Here is a 19054-nt window from a genome sequence, read left to right on the forward strand (position 1 = left end):
TTCTTTAGTTCAACTTATATATTCAATATAAATTACAGAAAAAGAGGTCGAGACAAATGGCAAAAGTAGAAAGCTTTCAATTAGATCACACGATTGTAAAAGCCCCTTATGTAAGAGCAGCCGGAGTAGAGCATGACGAAAAAGGAAGTACAGTCCAAAAGTATGACTTGAGATTTTTACAGCCGAATGAAGATGCAATTCCAACAGCCGCTGTACATACGCTGGAACACTTGTTGGCGACGTATTTGAGAGATGAAATTAAAGGGATTATTGATATTTCTCCGATGGGATGCAGAACCGGGTTCTATTTGATTCTTTGGAATGAACATGAGCCCGAGGAAATTGCAGTCGCTTTGGAAAAAACCTTGAAAAGAATTCTGGAAACGACGGAGGTTCCGGCTGTCACGCCTTTAGAATGCGGGAACTACAAGGACCACTCCCTTTTCTCGGCACAGGAATATGTGAAAATTGTATTGGAAGCTGGAATTAGCCGAGATCCTTTCGAAAGAGTATTTTAAAATCTATGATTTCGATCGACTTATCTCATCAGACAGCGGTAGTGACAGGCGGCAAGTCAGGTATAGGCAAGGGAATTGTGGCGCTGTTCATTCAAAGCGGGGCCAAAGTGATTTCTGCTGATATTTCCTATGAAGAGCCGTATCGAGTGGTCCATCCGCAGTTGGTTGAAACTCATTTGGACATTTCCAGGCCGGACGATATTGAGAGATGGTGCAATGTTCTGTTCAGTGAAACGGGAGTCCCTGACATATTGGTAAACTGTGCGGGCACTTCCACAATGGACTATGTCATTGATAGTGAGTTAGCAGACTGGGAGAAGGTATTTTCTATAAATTCAACTGGATTGTATGTAGCGTCCAAACGTTTTGCCAAAGAAATGGTGAACGCTCATAAGCCGGGACGAATTATTCAAATCGCTTCGCAGGCTGGAAAAAATGGATATCGGGCGATGGGGGGCTATTGCGCCTCCAAACATGCGGTTCTCGGATTAACCAAGGTTATGGCGATTGAGCTTGCGCCGCAAAATATTTTGGTTAATGCGGTCTGTCCCGGCATTGTAGAAACGCCGATGAAGCATCGGGAACGGATTGAGGGGGGCGTCATTCGTGGAATGACCGCTCAAGAAATATACGAGGAAGATTGTTCTCAGGTACCTCTGGGAAGAACGGCTGAGGTGGAGGATGTCGCTAATGTGGTACTGTTTTTGGCAAGTCCGCTCTCCGCATATATGACAGGACAAGCGATTAATGTTACAGGCGGAATGACGATGCACTAGCAAGATCTGGGGGGAAGTAGAGATGAGGAAATCATTCGTTTTACTATTAGGAATCAGTTTATTATTAGTAGCTGCAGGATGTGGCAATAAAAACTCTGACAGTAGTGGTGCCAGCTCCACTTCCGGTTCGGAAACACAGAAAATAGTCATCGGCTCCATGGGATCGGACGCACAGATCTGGAAGCATATTGCCCAATCTCAAGCAGCCAAGGATGCCAAGCTGGACATTCAAGTGAAGGAAATTAACGGCGGGATCGAAACGAACAATGCCACCAAAGAAGGCGAAGTGGACGTGAATGCATTCCAGTCGTGGGCTTATCTCGTTACCTACAATAAGGAAAGTAAGGCGGATTTGAAGGCTATTGCTACAACCTATCTGGAGCCGATGGGCATCTACTCACAAAAATTCAAAAGCATTGATGAAGTGACGGACGGGGCTTTGGTGGCTTTGGCAGATAATCCGGCCAATACGGCAAGAGGCTTGAAGCTGTTGGAGGCGTCTGGCCTAATTAAGCTGAAAGCAGATTTTGATGACGCTTTAGGCACGGTCAAAGATATCACCAGCAATCCTAAAAACCTGAAATTTGAGCTGATCGACGATAAAACGGGTCCTCGTGTGATTCAGGATGTAGGCTTGGTGTTGATCGGGAACACGATTGCTCTAGAGGGTGGACTGAATGTGCTGAAGGATTCCTTGTTCCACGAAGAGATCAGTCAGGCGACCAAAAATAATATCAATGTCCTGGTCACTTCATCGGATAAGGCGAATGACAAAGGACTTCAAAAGTTAGCAGATCTGTATCATAACGAGGATACCCAAAAATACATTAAAGATGAATTTGGCGGCACCAAAGTAGAGGTTAAAGAGCCTGTTTCTTATTTGGAAGGAAAGTAAGACTGGGAAGTAGTAGTCGTTAAAATCATAGTTGAGCGATAGAGGAATGACAGGGCGTCTAACGGAATTGCGTGCTTGGAGTCAAAATTTCAAGACTCATTACGTTGCTTCGTTTTTTAAATGCTCCGATTTCCTCTATTTTCCAATTTATTGATTATAAACCCAAAAACCCAATGTACCCAATATGCATACCAGTGACAAAGGATAGAGCAGCCACTTGCTAACCCTATCTTTAGAAATGATTACCAAACAAACGGTGCACATCCACGCGATTATTAATTGCCAGAAACCCAATGAAACAACGCCTCCCCATAACAGCATCCTTCTACAAAGTGAAATTTATATCCTTCTACTTTTTTTTCATATGGAGCAAGAACTGCAAGAGTTCCAAAGATTCTGCAAGGATTATATAAAAAAGGTCGGCACATTGGCCGACCTGATTCACCGAGGCTCGAAAGCAGCGACGTGTTCCTTATTCGATTTTCCATGATACAAATTTACCACAGCAAAAGTCCAGTGGCGGGCCATAAAGCGGTCATTTTCCAGTCAAAAATATTACTAGTCCCATTGACCAATTGTGAAATTGCTTCTCCAACTCCAAAAATCGCCTAATCCAGTCCCAGTAATACTCACTGAACCTAAAGATATAGCGAATGGTACTTCACTATATGCATGAGCATAACTATTGGCAAAGCTACCTGTACTACCATCATGCGCTACTGGTATTCTTACTTCAGTATATAAAGTTCCGTATTGCTCTTTGATGGGTATTAAGCGGACTGACCCAATAGTTCCCAAAGTTTGTGACTGGTCAATATTACTAAATTCACCATCATGCCAGTTTCCATTTGCTGTACGATTAAAGAATTCGGCTTTTGACCCAATGGCAGTAGTATGGGATTGGAAAGCATGCGCAACCTTATCTGTTAAGGTAAACCAAGGGATGTTGCTCCAGCTAAAATGTGTTCCGTATGAATACTTGAACTCTCTACCATTTGCTGTTTTCCCCATATAATGAATTGAAGAAGTGCCTGAAAAAGTACCGTCGTTAACAGATCCCATCGCAGATGTGCTGAACTTATCACCTTTTATTTTTTTAAAATCAGCTTCTCTGATTTTGTTGATTTCAGCTTCATTTTCTGGTGTAATTATATGTTCCTTACCACTAAGATCAAAATATTTGTGAACCATTTCACTTTGGGTTACTTTAACTTTCACTCCACCCTCAGTAATGAGATAAACTTTCTCTGCCTCAGAGAGTTCTTCACTTTCTTTTTCGGTATAACCCATTTCGCTTAAGACCTCGTCTTGTTGTTTCTCCGTCAAAGATTTTGCATTCTCAATCGGCTCAATACGGCCATCAGAAAATTTTTTAACCGTTAGATTGTTGTCAATTTTCAGTGGAGTATAGTCCATTACCTCCATTTCTGCCGCACTAGCCACGCTAACTGAGCCTTGAGAAAATGCAAGGAGTCCAACTACCACAAGCGAGAGTAATCCTGTCTTCTTTTTCATCTTTTACCTCCAAAATGGAATAATATTGTAATTCTACTCCCAATAATATCATAGATATAGTATAATGATCAATTAATGGAGGTGATTGATGTGTTGATTACAAAAAACAAAACTGCTGCCTTTATTTTAAGAATTATATTTTTTTCACTACTTATTGGTGTGATTTATTTTAATTACAAATCTCCAGTTCATGAAGTCGCTAAATTAGTAGAGAAAAATAAAGATTACCTGGTCATACAGAGTAATCCTGCTAACGGTGGTGAATATAAGAAATTGTATATCTCATCAAAATCCGTTATTCCTCATCTAGTCGTAGGGGAAGAATATTTTTTCAAGTCTGAAAAGAGGTATTTTGAGCCTCGATACATCAGTTCTGTTGAAGACTAACAGCAGCAAAGGGCCGAAGGAACTACCTTCGGCCCTCAGGCTGTCGAGAAAGTCTCGACAGCTTTCTTTATGCCTAAAAGATTTAAGACGACACCGCGTTAATGTTATATAATATAGGTAACTATTTTTAGAACGGATGGTGTTGTGTATGTTACGTTCCAACCGATAAAAACAACAAGCGTACGAGTTTGTTTCCATCGAAGAGTTGGTCCCTCAAGATCATTTGCTGCGCAAAGTAGATAAATTTATCGACTTCTCCTTTATCAATGAAAAAGTTCGGCCGCTTTACTGTACAGATAACGGGCGTCCTGCTGTTGATCCCGTTATCCTATTTAAAATGATTTTTCTCGGGTATTTTTATGGCATCCGATCCGAACGTCAACTGGAGCGGGAGATCCAAACGAATTTGGCCTACCGCTGGTTTTTAGGACTGGGTTTAACGGACAAGGTTCCAGATCACACGACCATTAGCTGGAACCGTCGAACCCGATTTAAAGATACGAGCATCTTTCAAGATATTTTCGATGAGATCGTCCTTCAGGCCATTTCACACCGGATGGTCGGTGGACGTGTTCTTGTGACTGACTCCACTCATGTGAAAGCAAATGCGAATAAACACCAGTACACGAAACAACAAGTGCTGCAAAATACTAAAGATTACGTAGACGAACTCAACGCCGCTGTGGCTGAAGACCGGAAAGAGCACGGAAAAAAGCCCTGAAACCCAGAGAGGAAGTGAATGAGGAGAAAGAAATAAAAGTGAGCAAAACCGATCCAGACAGTGGTTATATGATCCGTGATGGTAAACCAGAAGGCTTCTTTTATCTGGATCACCGTACGGTTGATACGAAATACAATCTGATTACCGATGTACATGTGACACCCGGAAATGTTCATGACTCCGTGCCGTATTTGTCGCGTTTAGACCGCCAGCAAGAGCGCTTTGGATTGAAGGTCGAAGCCGTGGCGCTTGATTCAGGTTATTTAACCACGCCCATTTGTCGAGGACTACAAAGACGAGGGATTTTTGCTGTCATTGCACACCGAAGATTTCATCCTAAGCAAGGATTGTTTCCAAAGTGGAAGTTTACCTTTGATGCTGAACGAAATCTCTATGTTTGTCCGGCGAGTCACGAATTGAATTACCGAACCACAGACCGCAAGGGTTACCGGCAGTATGCTTCCGATCCAAACCATTGTAAAGGTTGTCCGTTGCTAAGCCAGTGTACACAATCCCGAAACCACCGAAAGGTGGTGACCCGGCACGTCTGGGAAGACAGCAAGGAATGGGTGCGGAACAACCGACTTAGTCAGTCTGGCAAGAAGTTGTACCGCAAACGAAAAGAGGCGATAGAGCGAAGCTTCGCGGACGCTAAAGAGCTCCATGGGTTTCGCTATTGCCGTTTGCGCGGACTTCCGAACGTCAGGGAACAGGCTCTGATGACGGCAGCTGTGCAGAACATGAAGAAGATGGCGATCCACCTGGATCGCCTAGAAAAGCGGGGGTAACCTCCTCGTTTTCCCGATCTTGCATCTGCCTGAACATAAAAAGAAACCCAAGGCCGTAAAATGACCTGGGTTTCTCGACAATCTGAGACGTTCTGATCAAATCAGAACGTCTTTTTGCTTGGCATGGAATGAGAATTAATTAGTCAATTGAAACAATTTTCCATATTCCATCTTTATCTTTTTCAAAATAGAAGGTATACCGTATATCAGGTGAGTATCCTTCTTCTTTATTAAGCCGTTCGCCTATAACAGGTACCAATATCCGATCATTTTCTTTTACAGCTTCGGCAATACCAGTAAACTTCACCGGATGATCGAAGAGATAATCGTGAGCTGTTCCAACGTTTGGAGCGAGCGCAGCATGGAATTGATCCAAATCTTTTGACACAAAGGCGGCTATTGCCGATTTGAGTTTTGTTATCATGGCATCCTCAATCAGAGGGTCTTTAACTTCATTCCATTTGATTTCGTCCAAGTTTTGCAGGGCAACTGATTGATCTGGTCCTTCTTTTACGACCGATTCTGAGGCTGGTGGTACTGTTTCATTAGTGGATGTACCTGTTGTTTCCTGCTTTCCACAACCAGCAAATACACTTACACTTGCAGAAAGTATAAGAATAGAAATAATTTGAGCAGGTTTGTTCATATTTAGATTAACACATCCTTTCTCTTTCTATAACGAATCCTATGTTAAAGAAAGTTGCAATGCCTTTATAATAATTTACTCTATTTTTTAAATTATGTAAAAAAGAAGACATCAATCGAATGATGCCTTCGTTCTATTGTATGTCCCAGGCATCTTTAGGGTGAAGAGGGGCTGGCGAGCACCCTCTACTTGATTTTGAGATTATCGTAAGGCAACCATGGAGAAAACTTTACGTCCATCGCCGCTTGCCTTAACGGTTCCTGCTCTCATTTGTGCAGAACCAGAACCATCTAGGAAGATACCGTTCACCAGCGTACCGGAACCAACTTTTTCTTTAATTGCAGTACGGAACTGTGCAGCCGTGCATTTTGTGTTGGTAACAACGAGCCAGACATTCTTTGCGTTATTATATACCAAACCTGCACGCTCTGTAGAACCTGTGCGGTTTGGCATATTTTCTTTATCCGCTTGAGCGGCCCATCCGGATTCGTTATTCAATCCCATACTGATTCCACCTTGCGCCCAATACTGATTGCGACTTACTACAGCAAGACTTGCTGCCGAGCTCACCACCTGAACAGAGAACTCGCCTTCACGAGAATCCCATACCAGCGTACCCCGAGCGTATTTTGCGTTCTCATAACCTGAGCCGTATGCCCCTTTGCTACCACCGACTGGAACGTCATTGTTTACGGCAATCGTCAGCAATGCACCAGTAGAGAAATCGAAGAAACTACCGTTGATACCATCTGTATTCTGATTTGCAATCGAGGACCCACCGGGAAGAGCCTTCATGTAGACGCTGTTTGGGGATGTTTTGATTGAATGCAGAACGACTCCGTTAGATGCTGCAATTTGTGAATATGTGTATGCCATAATACTCACCACTCCTATAAATTATATTTTTAATTTAGTGGAAGAACAATGAGGGGGAATTCATCTCCAGTGCACCATTCCCTAGCCCTTGCTGTGATGCCGTATTGCCTTCTCATATATAAAGGAGTGGAATATGAGTTTTTTACAACTAATTTTATAAAAAAATTTGAATGGTTAGATTTTACTTGGGCTCAACTTCAGAAGATAATCGTATTGATACCACTTCGTTCAAGAGGAGGCGATTAAAATCTTGGTCAAGACTCTGGAGAATTATAATACCGCTTATTGGATCACATTTTATCAAATAACCTGTGATACGATGAATTGCTTTCTGCCGATTTTAGGTAATCTCTACGGCACAACGCTTACAAATACTCGGGATCAGCCATGTGCGAAGTCCTGGAACTACCACGTAGCACCTACTATTACAAACCTGAACCAGTTGCTAACGAAGAATGGCTTGGTTTCTAACTACACAATTGCTCAGTACAAACCATATATGAGTGATTCTAACGAGTCCCAAGTCCTAGAAACATTCGGCATCACCCGCCCGCTCAGCGCAAAAGATTACCCTTATGATAACGTTGTCGCTGAAGCTACTTTTAAAATCTTCAAGACCGAGCTAAACCCTAAAATTGATTTGCTGGATATGATCGACCAAGTTGTGTTTGTTTTGTATTTTCTGGACGGGGTATTGGTTGGGACGAAGCGGGGAAAAACATAAAAGATTTGTTAACTAAAGTGAGTTAAAAACACCAGATTTTTAAGAAATCCTTTTACTGTAACCGATATTTGATAAAGTACAATTTATTGAGTGAAAACTGGTTGAACACTTTAATTAGGAGTGAACAACCTTATTAGTTAAGAGATCAAATAGAGTCAGATGGTTTGTTTTAAGGGGATTCTTTTATTTGTGGTAAGTGTGGTTATTTATAAATCGATACGCTCGATATATTTGTTCAAAAAATATAGTGGCTTGTAGCCCAGGTACCATATCCATATTGCTGAGTGTCATCAATTCCATAGACTTAGGTAGTTCTGTGCCGATAATAATGGCTATTTTTGAAGTTCCTGAGATACCCCGAGAGTTTATTTTTTAGCAAGTGCTTCGGAGGAGAGTGGTGCTTGAGTTTTCGTGATAGAAATAATGTAGGCACTGACAGCAAGTTTGCTAAGCAACTTAACAAGTCCAGTTGCTTACGGGATATCTGGTTGATCTTCCATACAGTGACCTGTTGAATAATCCTGTTTTATCATCTTCACGCATCTGTTTCAGGCCTGAGCGATTGTCCCCTGCTTTACCAGAAATGCCTTCGTTTTTGTATTCTTTATAGATGTGATAGCCCTCTTTTTTCGCATACTAACGCAATGTTTCCAACTGGGCTTGGATAGAAAATCCCTCTTCTGTCTGTTCCTCGGTACTTCCACGTACATATATGGCACTCGTTTTAACCTCCAGTCATTTCCCCCTGTTTGTCCTCACATCCCCATGAAGGAGAGGTCATTTTGAAAGACCATTTTTTCGAGAAATGGTTTTGATCTCAAACCAGTGTTTAAATGGTTTTCTACATATAAAAGAACTGAGAAGTTAAAAGTTGACCCCTGATGGATTAGGGACGGAGTGTGAGAATGTATCCTCTGGGTTAGGAAAAGTGGGAATTGAAGAATGTTTGAAGAGGCCGGATTTTTAAAAGTTTTGTTGAACTAACGGGACACGATAATTCAATAGCAGGTTGAAACAGAAAGCGGCAGATTAGGGCTTTATTTTTACGTCCTAGTCTGCCGCTTTTTCTTTTATTTGGTCTGTCTAATACCGGCTATACGCCTCATGCCTATCGCCTATCTGGCCGGGATGCTGCGTGTCCCCTCTGTCATCGGGGATGAGCAGAGCGGGCACACCGGCGGCGTGCCTGCTCCAGCCGAAGCCGTTCGGCGGGCGCCTGTCGTATCACGCCGCATCCACGCCTTGCAGGCGTCGTCGGTGCATTTCCACACGGGCACGCTGATGCGTGGCTCCTCCCGTGTACTTGCCACCGACGAGGCCGTCCGCGCTGGCCCGCTGCCCGGTCCGGGTCTGCTGCTCACGCGGGTAGCCGTGCCGGACGCGTTCGTTCCGCTGTTAGCGCGGCCACCATGCCCGGAAGCCCCCTTCGGCTGGCCGAAGCTGGTGCGCCGCGTCTCCGGCTTGGAAGCCTCAGGGGGTGTGACCCCGTAGGCTTCCAGCAGGAAGCGCGACACGGCGGCAGGCTTGCCGTGGTTGGAGGCGGGAGAGGTGATGTACAGCAGCTCCTTCGCCCGGGTGACGGCCACATAAGCGAGGCGACGCTCTTCCTCCAGCGCCGCGTCGTTATCTACGGCCGCTGTGGGTGCTGCGCCTGCCCGCCGATCCTCTGGCAGCTCGCTGTGCAACGCGGAGCTGTGCGGCAGGATGCCTTCGCTTGCGCCGATCCAGTAGACGCAAGGGAACTCCAGTCCCTTGGCCCGGTGGATCGTCATCAGGCGGACAGCATCGCTGTCTTCCTCTCTGCGCAGTGATTCCATCTGACGGTGGCGCTCGGAAAGCTCGTCCGCAAAGCTGACGAACGCCTCCACCGTGTCAAACCGCTTCGCCGCCGTTTCCAGCTCCTCCAGACTTTCCTGCATCGTTTCCTTATAATGAGTCCACGCGCCTGTATCGCCGCTTTCCAAATATTTATCATAGAAGACGCGCCGCATTTCCTGAATGGCATAGGTCGGCTTCATCGTGGTGAGGCTGCGAATCAGCCGAATACGCTCCTTCACCTGTTCACGCTGAAAGTCGCGCAGCCGATCCCAGCGACTGAGATGGATTAACGGATATTTTTTAGTCTGCTGTTTTTCCTCGCGCATAATCCATTCCATCCCCGCTTCACGGGAAACATACAGCGGCCCAAGGGTACTTGGAATGGATTCCATCCGCCTTGGGTTCAGCGACAGACGCAGGTGATCCATCAAGGGACGAATCAGGGATTGGTCATAAAATACCGCCCCGGCTCCATACTGAATAAACGGTACATCCCGCATGATTAATTGCTCAAAAATAGAACGGCTTCCGCTGGCTGTCCGGTGCAAAATCGCGATATCCCGGTAGCGCAGCCGACCTTCCTCTACCTGTCCGAGCAGATGTGTAACAATATGAGCCGCTTCTTCCTCCGGCCCGGATGGCGTGGCAAACTGTGGGGGCAGGCCCTCACGTCCGGCAGCCGACAGGCGTTTGGAGCGTCGGTGGACGTTTTTGGCGACAATGTTGGAGCCTAGCCCCAAAATCCGCGCATCGCTGCGGTAATTAATATCAAGGGTAATGACCTTGGCATCCTTGTAGACCTTGTCGAATTCCAGAATGGATTCCTGACGTGCCCCATTAAAGGTGTAGATCGTCTGGTCATCATCACCGACGACCATCAAATTGCGGTGACGGGCAGCCAATCGCTGCACCATTTCATATTGCAGGGCATTCGTATCCTGAAACTCATCGACCATGATGTGGGAAAAACGCCGTTGAAGCGGCTGAAGCACATCCGGGTCACGCAGCAGAACGGAGGCACGCAGCAGAATATCGTCAAAATCCATTTTATTGCGCTCCTGTTTCCACGCTTCATAAGCGAGCATGGCACGCTTGGCATCCGATTCCTCACGTACGGTTTCCGGCAGCTCGTCTGCGCTGCGTCCTTCCGCCTTCCAGGCGGAAAGGGCAGACAGCAGGCTTTCAGGCTGGAAGGCCTCGCTAAGCCCAAGCTGGCGCAGCATCATTTTCATAACGGTGTGCTGGGCCTGCGTTTCGCCGAATACTTCATCCTGCACGCCGCGGTGCCGCAGCATCGCCAAAGCGAATGAGTGGAAGGTACGCGCTTGGACGGCACGTGCGGCTGCCCGGCGCACACCGGGCAGTCCTGCGATGCGCAGCTTCATTTCGGCAGCCGCCTTGCTGGTGAAGGTCACCAGCAAGATGGACGATGCAGGAATATCTCGCAGCGCCATCAGGTAGCCTGCACGGGCAGCCAGTACCGTGGTTTTGCCGCAGCCTGCCCCGGCTAGAGTCAGCAGGGGGCCTTTGCCATGACGGACGGCCTGGATTTGCGGGCGATTCAAGTGAATACCCGCGTTCTCCAAAGCTCTGAAATAAGCCGAGTCGCCGTCACTGTCAGATACCAGCGTTGAGCTGGTATCCATAGAAGCACGACGGGCCTGCGGGCTTGATGCTGAATAAGGAACCCCGATAGGACGGGGGTAAAAAGCAGGATGTGGGTCCATGATCCTGAAACCCCTTTCGATTATAAAATCTTCCATTTTCACAAATGGGGGTAGTTTTTGGTATGATAGAGTTCTAGTCAGCATAAGCTGCTCTTGGGAACAAGACGACGGATTGAAATATATGCTGAAATGCTTGCATCCTTTCAAAAGGCGATATGACCGCATTCCATTATACAGGAGTTCGAGGCTTGCCAACAGAAAAAAACTTGGGATATATGCACGGTACGGGGAAATCCGGCTGGATATAGGGAGGAATCGCGATGAATCTGATTCAACGTATTAAGGAAGGCGCAAATCGCGCTACAGAAAAGGCACAGCATGCTGTCGAGATTAGTAAAATAAATTCACAGATTACAACGATTCAGCAGGAAATGGATGTTCATTTTTTGCGAATGGGTCAAATTTTTTATGAAGGCTACCGGGCATCCGATATGTCGGCGGCAGAAAAGGAAATGACACAGCTATCTACCGCTTGTGATGAGCTACAGGATGAAATTGACGAGCTGCGCGGTAGAATTGCAGAGCTGAAAAATGCTCATTTATGCACCTGTGGGGCTGTTGTATCGCTGGATGCGAACTTTTGCCCGAAATGTGGGCGCAAGCTGAATGAGGGACAGGCAGCTTCCAAGCAAGTAGCTGCTGTGCGTGAAGAGGCGCCAACGGGCGTATATTCGTTTGATTTGCGCAAGCACGAGGAGCCAGCCAAGAGTGCTGAGCCTGCTTACAACTCTTACGAAGAACATGAGCCGTATGATCAGCATGAATTGGAGCAGGATGAGTTACATGAAACACACGAACCACCCAGCTTGGAGCGCAACTATGCGGTGTCCGATTTTACACCCGAAGAAAAAGCGGCCTTCGATGAAGAGTGGGAGCGTCGTCGCCAGGAAGAGCTGGAGCAAGAGCATAACCGCCTTGAGGAGCTGGAACGTGAACGGGAGCGTCAGGAGGAACTGGACGAGCGTATTCGATACTGGAAGGCTAACAACTCCGAGGCAGAAAAGCCGACAATTCTAGCTGCACAGGTACGTGAGAATGTGAAATGCCAAATTTGCACAGCCGAGCTGCCCAAAGGCTCCAAGTGGTGCCCGCGTTGCGGAGCTGAACAGATTTGACGCAGCCGAGCAGGCTGTCGCAGGATATGGGCAGGACGCCGGGCAGCATAGGGGGAACGGAACATATGGAGCGTTTGCTGCATCATCTGCGGAATTTGGGATTTACGGAAATGGAAGCCAAGGTTATGGTCGAGCTATCGAGGCACAATGCGTCTTCCGGCTATGAAGTCGCCAAGCGTCTGGGTGCATCACGCTCCAACGTATACGCGGCTTTGCAGCGTCTGGCCGGGCAAGGGTATCTCAGGGCGAGTGCGGGAGAACCTGTGCGTTACAGCATGCTGCCATCGGGTGAGCTGACCCGGATGATTGAAGGACAGTTGCAGGAGTCCCTGCGTGCAGTCGAGAAGGAAATGCCGAGAGCAGAGCCGGACAAGCCAACCTTTTATAATGCGGAAGGCGACCGAAATGTACTGGAAAGCCTGACACGTGAGCTGGAACGGGCGGAGCATGAGATTGTGCTGAATTTGTGGCGTGAGGAAGCTGAACTGCTGCGGACAGAGCTGGAAAAAGCCGAAAATCGGGGTGTACGGCTGCTATGGTCCTGCGATAACGGCGAAAGTGTGCTTGGACCGTGGCTGCCGCGTGCGTCTGGCAAAAACGGACAGAAGCCGTCGGGACGCCAATTTTCTTTTGTCATTGATCGGCGCTGGTGCATGCTGGGCATGCGGGGAGAGAATTGCCCGACACAGGCGCTCATTACCGAGCATCCGGTGATGACAGGACTGCTGCTGAATCATTTTGCCCAGGATCTGATTCTGTATGAGCTGGAGCATGACATGGGCAGCGAGCTGTCAACCCGGTATGGCTGGCGGTATGAGGGCATCATCGGTAAATATATGTCCGCTGGAGAATAAAAATAAGTTTTATCGGGCGGGAAGTTCCATCAGAGCCTGGCATATAGATGTAATGTATCCAGCCTTATGAGGAACGAATTGATCCGATGTGATGAGGCGGCGATGCCGTTCGGGATTCGGTCCCGAGGATATGCCATTGGCTTCGAGAAAAGGAATGTGGCCTTCGAAGAGGGCCAGTGCTTGTTCGAGGTCTGCTTCGTACAGTCCAGCCACTTCTTCTTGCTGGAGACGATAGTGCTCCAATGGCTGGTTCGACAGCAATCCAAACACCGAGCTGATCTCGCGGTCCCAAAAAGAGATGCCCTGTGCCGTTCCTTTGCTCTCATATCGAACGGTCATCAGCGGTGTCAATGAGGTAAAGGGAACGTGGATGCCCAATTCTTCCTCCAGCTCACGCGCTGCCTGAGATATATTTTCACCTGCCGTCAAATGGCCCGCTGCTGTAATATCGTAGTAGCCGGGGAAGGTGTCCTTCGTATCCTGGCGCTGTTGAAAGAGCAAGCGGCGACCTGTTGAGGTATCTCGTGCCAGCCAGCAGTGAAAGGTATGGTGCCAGTATCCCTTGGCGTGTGCGTCTTGGCGGGAAGCTGTGCCAAGGGGCTTATCTTCATCGTCATAGATGTCCAGAAGCTCGCTAGTCATCGTGGTTCCTCCTCATTATAAGCAGATGTAAAAAGGTCTATTTCACAGTATAACGTGTTTTCCGTCCTGACGGTATGAAGGCGGCTATGGAATGTGGAGTGGGGTTTGGGGTATGCTGGGAACATGGAGATTTACGCCATAACATAGGTATACGATAGAAAGGAGCGATTTTACATGGAATGTATCGTACATTTTCGGGTCATGCATCCGGAAGAACCCAAGGAGCTGCGCGGACTGATTATGCTGGAAAGCGGAGGCAAGCCGGGTATCGAGCAAATCACGGATATGTTCAAAAATATGGGGTATGATGTCCGTCCGGACAATCCGGAGGAACTGATTTTCAAGCCAGTCGATGCCAGAGCGAATTATACATATATCCGGGTTATTGAGCTGGATACGGGTGAGGAAGTCTATCAGGAAGACCGGGATTTACGTGCGATCCTGGAAACCTTGCTGAATAAGCGTTAAGGGATCAAGCTATCCTGTTGTCATTTCATAGGAACGGAGAAAAGAAATATGAGATTGTATATCATTCGGCACGCAGATCCTGATTATCCGAACAATACCATAACTCCGGAAGGGCATGTGGAGGCTCAGGCGCTGGCCAAACGGCTTTCCAGTCACGGACTGGACCGTATTTATGCTTCTCCTATGGGGCGTGCGCTGGATACGATGCGATACACCGCCGATTCTCTCGGTATGACTCATGAAGTGGAGCACTGGACGCAGGAGCTGGGCTTGAAGCTGGAGGAAACTCCTTATGGTCGTCTCTCTCATTGGGATTTACCCGGTGAAGTGATCCGCTCTGAGGTGCCTCTGCCGACGCATGACTCTTGGAAGGAAATTTCCTATTATCAGGGAACGCAAAGTCCTGAAACGTTCGAGCAGCTAAAGCTTCATTCCGATGAATTCTTGAAGCGCCAAGGCTTTGAGCGGGTTGGGGGCAAATATCGGATTCTGAAGCATACCGAAGACCGGGTGGCCGTATTTTGCCATGGTGGCTTCGGACTGACCTGGCTTGCCCATCTGCTGGAGCTGCCACTGGCCCTGGTCTGGTCCGGTTTCTGGATGCCACCTAGCTCTGTAACCACGATCTTGTTTGATGAGCGTTCCAAGGAGTGGGCAACTCCCCGTTGCATCGGCTTCGGTGACGTCTCCCATCTATATGCAGAGGGCTTGCCCGTCAGGCCCCGTGGCATTATCACCAATTTTAGCTGATCAAGCCTTCAATACTATAGTTAAAGCGGCTTAGACGTTTCATCGTCTAAGCCGCTTTTTGTAGTTATATGAGTGGTTCTTGACCGACGTTTCCCGGCTGAAACCAGTTAGTGTGCTTCTACGTAACCTTCCAGCTTGGAGGTGCAATGTGCGCAGCGGGTTGCAGCCTTGGGAATTTCCGACAGGCAGTGTGGACACTCCTTGGTCGTTTTTTCTTGAGGAGGTTTTTCTTCCTCTTTACGCTTCAGCATGTTGATCCCTTTGACCAGCAGGAACACGCAGAAGGCCACGATCATAAAGTCAAGCAGGACGTTAATAAACTGACCGTAAGCAAGAACGGCGATCCCTGCATCTTTGGCTTGTGCCAGAGTCATGCGTGTACCGTCAGCATTCAAAGGCTCGGCAGTTCTTAAAGCAACATATAGGTCTGGAAAATTCATGCCGCCCAGAAGCTTACCAATCGGAGGCATAATAACATCATTTACTACAGAAGTGACAATCTTACCAAACGCTCCACCGATGATAACACCGACCGCGAGATCAATCACGTTCCCCCGTACAGCAAATTCCTTAAACTCCTTAATAAAACCTTTTCCGCTCATATGAGTGTTCACCTTCTTTACATAAAATCATTTACTTATAATACATGCTATGCTAGCTGAGGGCAATTCCAGATTTTTTAATTGCACTTTGTCACAAATCCACAGGTTCATTTGTCTTCTAAGTGTAAACCAATGATGGAGGCGATGTATCGTGAGTTTAAGATTGAATTACAGAGCAGTGAGTCCAAGTACGTTTAAGACTATGATGGAGATGGAAAAATATATTTCCGGACGTTTTACAGACAAGGTGCTGTACGAGCTGCTGAAAATCAGAGTATCCCAGATCAACGGGTGTTCTTATTGTTTGGACATGCATGCCAAGGATCTACTGAAACTGGGGGACTATGGTGATCACATTTTGCAGTTGGCCCTATGGCGGGAAGTTCCTTTGTTCACGGAAAAAGAACGTGCTATGCTTGAATTAGCTGAAGCGGTTGCCCGAATTTCTGAACAAGGGGTACCTACGGATTTGTATAATCGGGTCAGAGAACATTTTACCGAGGAAGAATATATGGACGTAATCATGGCTGTTAACGTCATTAACAGTTGGAACCGGATTGCTATTGCAACGGGAATGTATCCGGGTAGTCTTTAATCGAACAGGGGGCCATACTGTGACTGGCAAAGAACACGGAATTGAACAAAAATCGGCGGATTTAAGTCTGGAGGAGCTATATCAAAGATATCGTAAATATTCTTTTGCCATTGCTTATCGAATGCTTGGGACAGTGACGGATGCCGAGGATGTAGTTCAAGACTGCTTTGTCGAGTTGAAGAAAAAGCCCCTGGATGACTTACAGAATCCCAAAGCCTACGTAGCCAAAATGACGATGAATCGGTGTCTGAATCTTCTGAACTCTGCCCGTAAGCAAAGGGAGACGTATGTTGGACAGTGGCTGCCGGAGCCGCTTGGTGAGAGCGCAGATCTTCCAGCGGATTGGTTGGAGCGTAAAGATATGATATCTTACGCTTTTCTGGTTCTGCTGGAGCAGCTCAAGCCGATGGAACGGGCTGTTTTTGTGCTCAGGGAAGCTTTTCAATATGACTATAAAGAGATCGCGGAATTACTGGGAAAGACAGAGAGTAATTGTCGTCAACTGTTCAGTCGCTCCCGCCGTATTCTCGCTTCCGAGGAATCTGCCCATGCCGATTCGGTTAGCAGCAGTACGATGAACCCTTCCAGAATAAAGGTGCTGGAACGTTTTACAGCCGCCTTTCTCGCCTACGATGTTAGCGCTATGCTGGAGCTACTGGCTGAACAGCCCGCATTTGTGGCAGATGGCGGAGGCAACGTGCATACGGTGATGCGACCGATGGTTGTACGCAAGGGCGTCCTCGCTCTGTTAACCTCTCGTCGTGTATTAACCGTATTACGGGAGAGAGAGCTGGTGCGCACCGTCATCAATGGTGAGGTACAGCTCGTATTCTTGAAAGAAGGTACAGTGAGGGAGGTCTTATGCATCAGTCTGGCACCGGACGGGGAGCATATTCAGGATTTTTACTTGATGATCAATCCGGACAAGCTGGGGCATATTCGTGTATGAGCTGAAAAAGGCGACAAGCTATGTGTCTGTGGCTATTATAATTCAATAAAAAGGATCTGCCCGCTAAATAATGGCAGATCCTTTTGCTAATTAGTGGAACAATGATCTTCTGCATCAATAAGTAAGAATGTGGATAGGTCTTTAAACATGGATTGTCTTTCAAGACTGATTAGCAGGTACTTTGCGTTAACATGTTCAGGCATAATTCGATCTGTATATTCCTTTAATTCGTTAAAAGTGGGTGGATTTTCTGAAAATAAACTTTCTTCAGAGATATTAAAATGTTTGAGCTTGCTCGTTAATTTATTGATCATCTCGCTGTTTTCATTAATATATTCTCTTAAATCTGACTTCATTCTATGATTGAAAATAATTAGAATGTCATTTATTATGCTAGATTGTTCTTCATGAATATCATGATCAAGTAAATACATAAAATAGGGATATGTATCCCCATCCATAAACATTTTCATTAATTTTATTTGATATTTCAATAATTGAATCATCTCATCTGTATTATTCAGGAGATATCACCTATTCTTTAATGGATTTGAGCCGTAGATAAAGAACGAACATCATTATTTTAACTTAGATTACAGAACAAAACCAGAAATTGCGTAAATTATAACTCTGGCAAACCCTTGTGGAATTCCACACTCGAATATTAAAAAATCGAGAAGCCTTTGTTCAAGTTGATTAGTTGTAGCCTCCAAAAAGTCTGCAATTTTATCAGCATGTTGAAGGACATATTTGGCTTCTTTTGAGCTTACGCCTAAAAAGTCCAAAAGATCATCGAGTGCTTTACCTCCATGTCTAAGTGCATAGACAAGGGCCTTCTTCTTTAGCCCCTGTGTTTCTATAGTTCCTTGAGTAGATGCTCAGATCTCTGCTATCAATTAGCATTATATTACTTTAACAATGGGAGCAAAGAAGCTGCAATTAACAATGTTTTAAAAAGTATGGAAATTAAAAAAAAAATTATAAAACAAAGAGTGGAATGTCAAGAAGTCTTGGTTATGGTTCAGGGGCTGGTTGAATGAATTAGCTTGTCCGGAGCTATTTAATAGCTGTTTTTAAATGAAACAGCCGAAATCTGGACTTATTCGAGACACGGCTGTTTGTGTTTTTACGTGGTCGTGTGACAGAGGGGTTATGCAAAAAAATGTAAAAGGTATTAATTGGTTCCTTTCACAACTGCCGAGCTTGATGGAGGGCCAGATCGCCCACCCAAGGAAGCTTGAGCCACTTGCCTTGCCCAGCATGAATGATCAGGATGATCCATAAGACGATGCCTGCCAGCGTCAGCAGGGAAGCGAGTAGAGGGCCGAGTAGTGGAATGAGTCCTGCGAGCACATGCCCGATCATAAGGGCTACGAACAGAAAAATGGATTGCAGCGCGTGAAACAGAACGAACCGACTTTTCTTTTCCAGCAACACGAAGGCCAGCGCACCAATGAAGGCGAACAGGTAGCACAGGACAGCCGCAATATTTTCATCCATTCCTGTGGAAGACTTGTAGACTGACATGTAAGGCGAATCCCCCTTTATAAGTTTTTCATACACAAGCTTCGTACTATACAGGGTATGAGGACAGGAATTAAGGTTATGCCAACCTGCGGCAGAAAAAGTTCAAGCCGAGCATGTGTATTATGGAAAAGAGTCTAGATAAACAGTATACTAGCTATAAT

Annotated in this window: 20 protein-coding genes and 1 pseudogene; 12 read left to right on the top strand and 9 right to left on the bottom strand. The window is 46.3% G+C overall.

All coding sequences use genetic code 11. The features are described 5' to 3' along the window. Nucleotides 1–56 precede the first annotated feature (56 nt). The 3 genes from ACIFQM_RS08195 to ACIFQM_RS08205 are packed head-to-tail and all read left to right on the top strand — an operon-like array spanning nucleotide 57 to nucleotide 2189. Nucleotides 57–518 carry an S-ribosylhomocysteine lyase gene (locus tag ACIFQM_RS08195; protein ID WP_025685885.1) on the top strand — a complete coding sequence of 154 codons (462 nt, stop codon included), beginning with the start codon at nucleotides 57–59 and terminating at the stop codon, nucleotides 516–518. A gap of 5 nt (nucleotides 519–523) precedes the next feature. Beyond that, a complete protein-coding gene (locus ACIFQM_RS08200; protein ID WP_430037710.1) occupies nucleotides 524–1294 on the top strand; it encodes an SDR family NAD(P)-dependent oxidoreductase in 771 nt (256 codons plus the stop codon). Between the two features lie 22 nt (nucleotides 1295–1316). Continuing rightward, complete coding sequence (locus tag ACIFQM_RS08205; protein ID WP_430037713.1) at nucleotides 1317–2189, top strand: MetQ/NlpA family ABC transporter substrate-binding protein; 873 nt, start codon at nucleotides 1317–1319, stop codon at nucleotides 2187–2189. A 558-nt stretch (nucleotides 2190–2747) separates the two neighbouring features. On the opposite strand, the gene ACIFQM_RS08210 is transcribed toward ACIFQM_RS08205, so the two are convergent. Beyond that, nucleotides 2748–3704, bottom strand: a complete 957-nt coding sequence (locus tag ACIFQM_RS08210; RefSeq protein ID WP_430065250.1) for a hypothetical protein — start codon at nucleotides 3702–3704, stop codon at nucleotides 2748–2750. Nucleotides 3705–3794: 90 nt separating this feature from the next. Between ACIFQM_RS08210 and ACIFQM_RS08215 the strand changes: the two genes are divergently transcribed. Beyond that, nucleotides 3795–4091 carry a hypothetical protein gene (locus ACIFQM_RS08215; RefSeq protein WP_430037719.1) on the top strand — a complete coding sequence of 99 codons (297 nt, stop codon included), beginning with the start codon at nucleotides 3795–3797 and terminating at the stop codon, nucleotides 4089–4091. A 196-nt stretch (nucleotides 4092–4287) separates the two neighbouring features. Next, nucleotides 4288–5600, top strand: a protein-coding gene (locus tag ACIFQM_RS08220; protein WP_430037730.1) for an IS1182 family transposase whose coding sequence is annotated in 2 segments (ribosomal slippage) — nucleotides 4288–4810 and nucleotides 4810–5600 — 1314 coding nt in all. Because the reading frame shifts where the segments join, the coding sequence is not laid out codon by codon here. 139 nt (nucleotides 5601–5739) lie between these two features. On the opposite strand, the gene ACIFQM_RS08225 is transcribed toward ACIFQM_RS08220, so the two are convergent. Both ACIFQM_RS08225 and ACIFQM_RS08230 read right to left on the bottom strand, forming a co-directional pair. Continuing rightward, a complete protein-coding gene (locus ACIFQM_RS08225; RefSeq protein WP_430037721.1) occupies nucleotides 5740–6246 on the bottom strand; it encodes a hypothetical protein in 507 nt (168 codons plus the stop codon). A gap of 201 nt (nucleotides 6247–6447) precedes the next feature. Continuing rightward, nucleotides 6448–7122, bottom strand: coding sequence for a hypothetical protein (locus ACIFQM_RS08230; protein ID WP_430037724.1), 675 nt, complete (start codon nucleotides 7120–7122; stop codon nucleotides 6448–6450). Between the two features lie 351 nt (nucleotides 7123–7473). Between ACIFQM_RS08230 and ACIFQM_RS08235 the strand changes: the two are divergent. Beyond that, nucleotides 7474–7744: pseudogene (locus ACIFQM_RS08235) on the top strand (hypothetical protein); the annotation flags it as partial. A 285-nt stretch (nucleotides 7745–8029) separates the two neighbouring features. On the opposite strand, the gene ACIFQM_RS08240 reads toward ACIFQM_RS08235, so the two are convergent. Both ACIFQM_RS08240 and ACIFQM_RS08245 read right to left on the bottom strand, forming a co-directional pair. Then, nucleotides 8030–8215 (bottom strand): 23S rRNA (pseudouridine(1915)-N(3))-methyltransferase RlmH, encoded by a 186-nt coding sequence (locus ACIFQM_RS08240; RefSeq protein WP_430065276.1) that lies wholly within the window; start codon nucleotides 8213–8215, stop codon nucleotides 8030–8032. A 746-nt stretch (nucleotides 8216–8961) separates the two neighbouring features. Continuing rightward, nucleotides 8962–11391: a UvrD-helicase domain-containing protein gene (locus tag ACIFQM_RS08245; RefSeq protein ID WP_430065252.1), complete on the bottom strand. Its 2430-nt coding sequence runs from the start codon at nucleotides 11389–11391 to the stop codon at nucleotides 8962–8964. 260 nt (nucleotides 11392–11651) lie between these two features. On the opposite strand from ACIFQM_RS08245, the gene ACIFQM_RS08250 reads away from it, so the two are divergent. Together ACIFQM_RS08250 and ACIFQM_RS08255 are read left to right on the top strand one after the other, a co-directional pair. Then, entirely contained in the window at nucleotides 11652–12506 is an 855-nt protein-coding gene (locus tag ACIFQM_RS08250; protein ID WP_430038467.1) for a zinc ribbon domain-containing protein, read from the top strand. Nucleotides 12507–12571: 65 nt separating this feature from the next. Further along, nucleotides 12572–13360, top strand: coding sequence for a TrmB family transcriptional regulator (locus ACIFQM_RS08255; RefSeq protein ID WP_430038486.1), 789 nt, complete (start codon nucleotides 12572–12574; stop codon nucleotides 13358–13360). 9 nt (nucleotides 13361–13369) lie between these two features. Here ACIFQM_RS08255 and ACIFQM_RS08260 read toward each other — a convergent pair whose 3' ends face one another. Further along, nucleotides 13370–14002 carry an NUDIX hydrolase gene (locus tag ACIFQM_RS08260; RefSeq protein WP_430038465.1) on the bottom strand — a complete coding sequence of 211 codons (633 nt, stop codon included), beginning with the start codon at nucleotides 14000–14002 and terminating at the stop codon, nucleotides 13370–13372. Nucleotides 14003–14176: 174 nt separating this feature from the next. Between ACIFQM_RS08260 and ACIFQM_RS08265 the strand changes: the two genes are divergently transcribed. Further along, complete coding sequence (locus ACIFQM_RS08265; protein ID WP_014279590.1) at nucleotides 14177–14470, top strand: hypothetical protein; 294 nt, start codon at nucleotides 14177–14179, stop codon at nucleotides 14468–14470. A gap of 48 nt (nucleotides 14471–14518) precedes the next feature. After that, a complete protein-coding gene (locus ACIFQM_RS08270; RefSeq protein ID WP_430038463.1) occupies nucleotides 14519–15220 on the top strand; it encodes a histidine phosphatase family protein in 702 nt (233 codons plus the stop codon). Between the two features lie 107 nt (nucleotides 15221–15327). Here the strand turns inward: ACIFQM_RS08270 and mscL are convergent, their stop codons facing one another. Further along, nucleotides 15328–15822 (bottom strand): large conductance mechanosensitive channel protein MscL, encoded by a 495-nt coding sequence (mscL, locus tag ACIFQM_RS08275; RefSeq protein WP_430038461.1) that lies wholly within the window; start codon nucleotides 15820–15822, stop codon nucleotides 15328–15330. A 151-nt stretch (nucleotides 15823–15973) separates the two neighbouring features. On the opposite strand from mscL, the gene ACIFQM_RS08280 reads away from it, so the two are divergent. After that, nucleotides 15974–16417, top strand: a complete 444-nt coding sequence (locus ACIFQM_RS08280; RefSeq protein ID WP_430038459.1) for a carboxymuconolactone decarboxylase family protein — start codon at nucleotides 15974–15976, stop codon at nucleotides 16415–16417. A 19-nt stretch (nucleotides 16418–16436) separates the two neighbouring features. Continuing rightward, nucleotides 16437–17366 (top strand): sigma-70 family RNA polymerase sigma factor, encoded by a 930-nt coding sequence (locus tag ACIFQM_RS08285; RefSeq protein WP_430038457.1) that lies wholly within the window; start codon nucleotides 16437–16439, stop codon nucleotides 17364–17366. 86 nt (nucleotides 17367–17452) lie between these two features. Here ACIFQM_RS08285 and ACIFQM_RS08290 read toward each other — a convergent pair whose 3' ends face one another. Further along, the gene (locus ACIFQM_RS08290) at nucleotides 17453–17860 is read right to left on the bottom strand and encodes a hypothetical protein (protein WP_430046640.1); all 408 of its coding nucleotides are present in this window, start codon (nucleotides 17858–17860) and stop codon (nucleotides 17453–17455) included. Nucleotides 17861–18554: 694 nt separating this feature from the next. Then, nucleotides 18555–18893: a DUF4870 domain-containing protein gene (locus tag ACIFQM_RS08295; RefSeq protein ID WP_430038451.1), complete on the bottom strand. Its 339-nt coding sequence runs from the start codon at nucleotides 18891–18893 to the stop codon at nucleotides 18555–18557. Nucleotides 18894–19054 lie beyond the last annotated feature (161 nt).

The organism is Paenibacillus sp. NRS-1782 (assembly GCF_050467685.1).
Taxonomy (GTDB): Bacteria; Bacillota; Bacilli; order Paenibacillales; family Paenibacillaceae; genus Paenibacillus; species Paenibacillus terrae_A.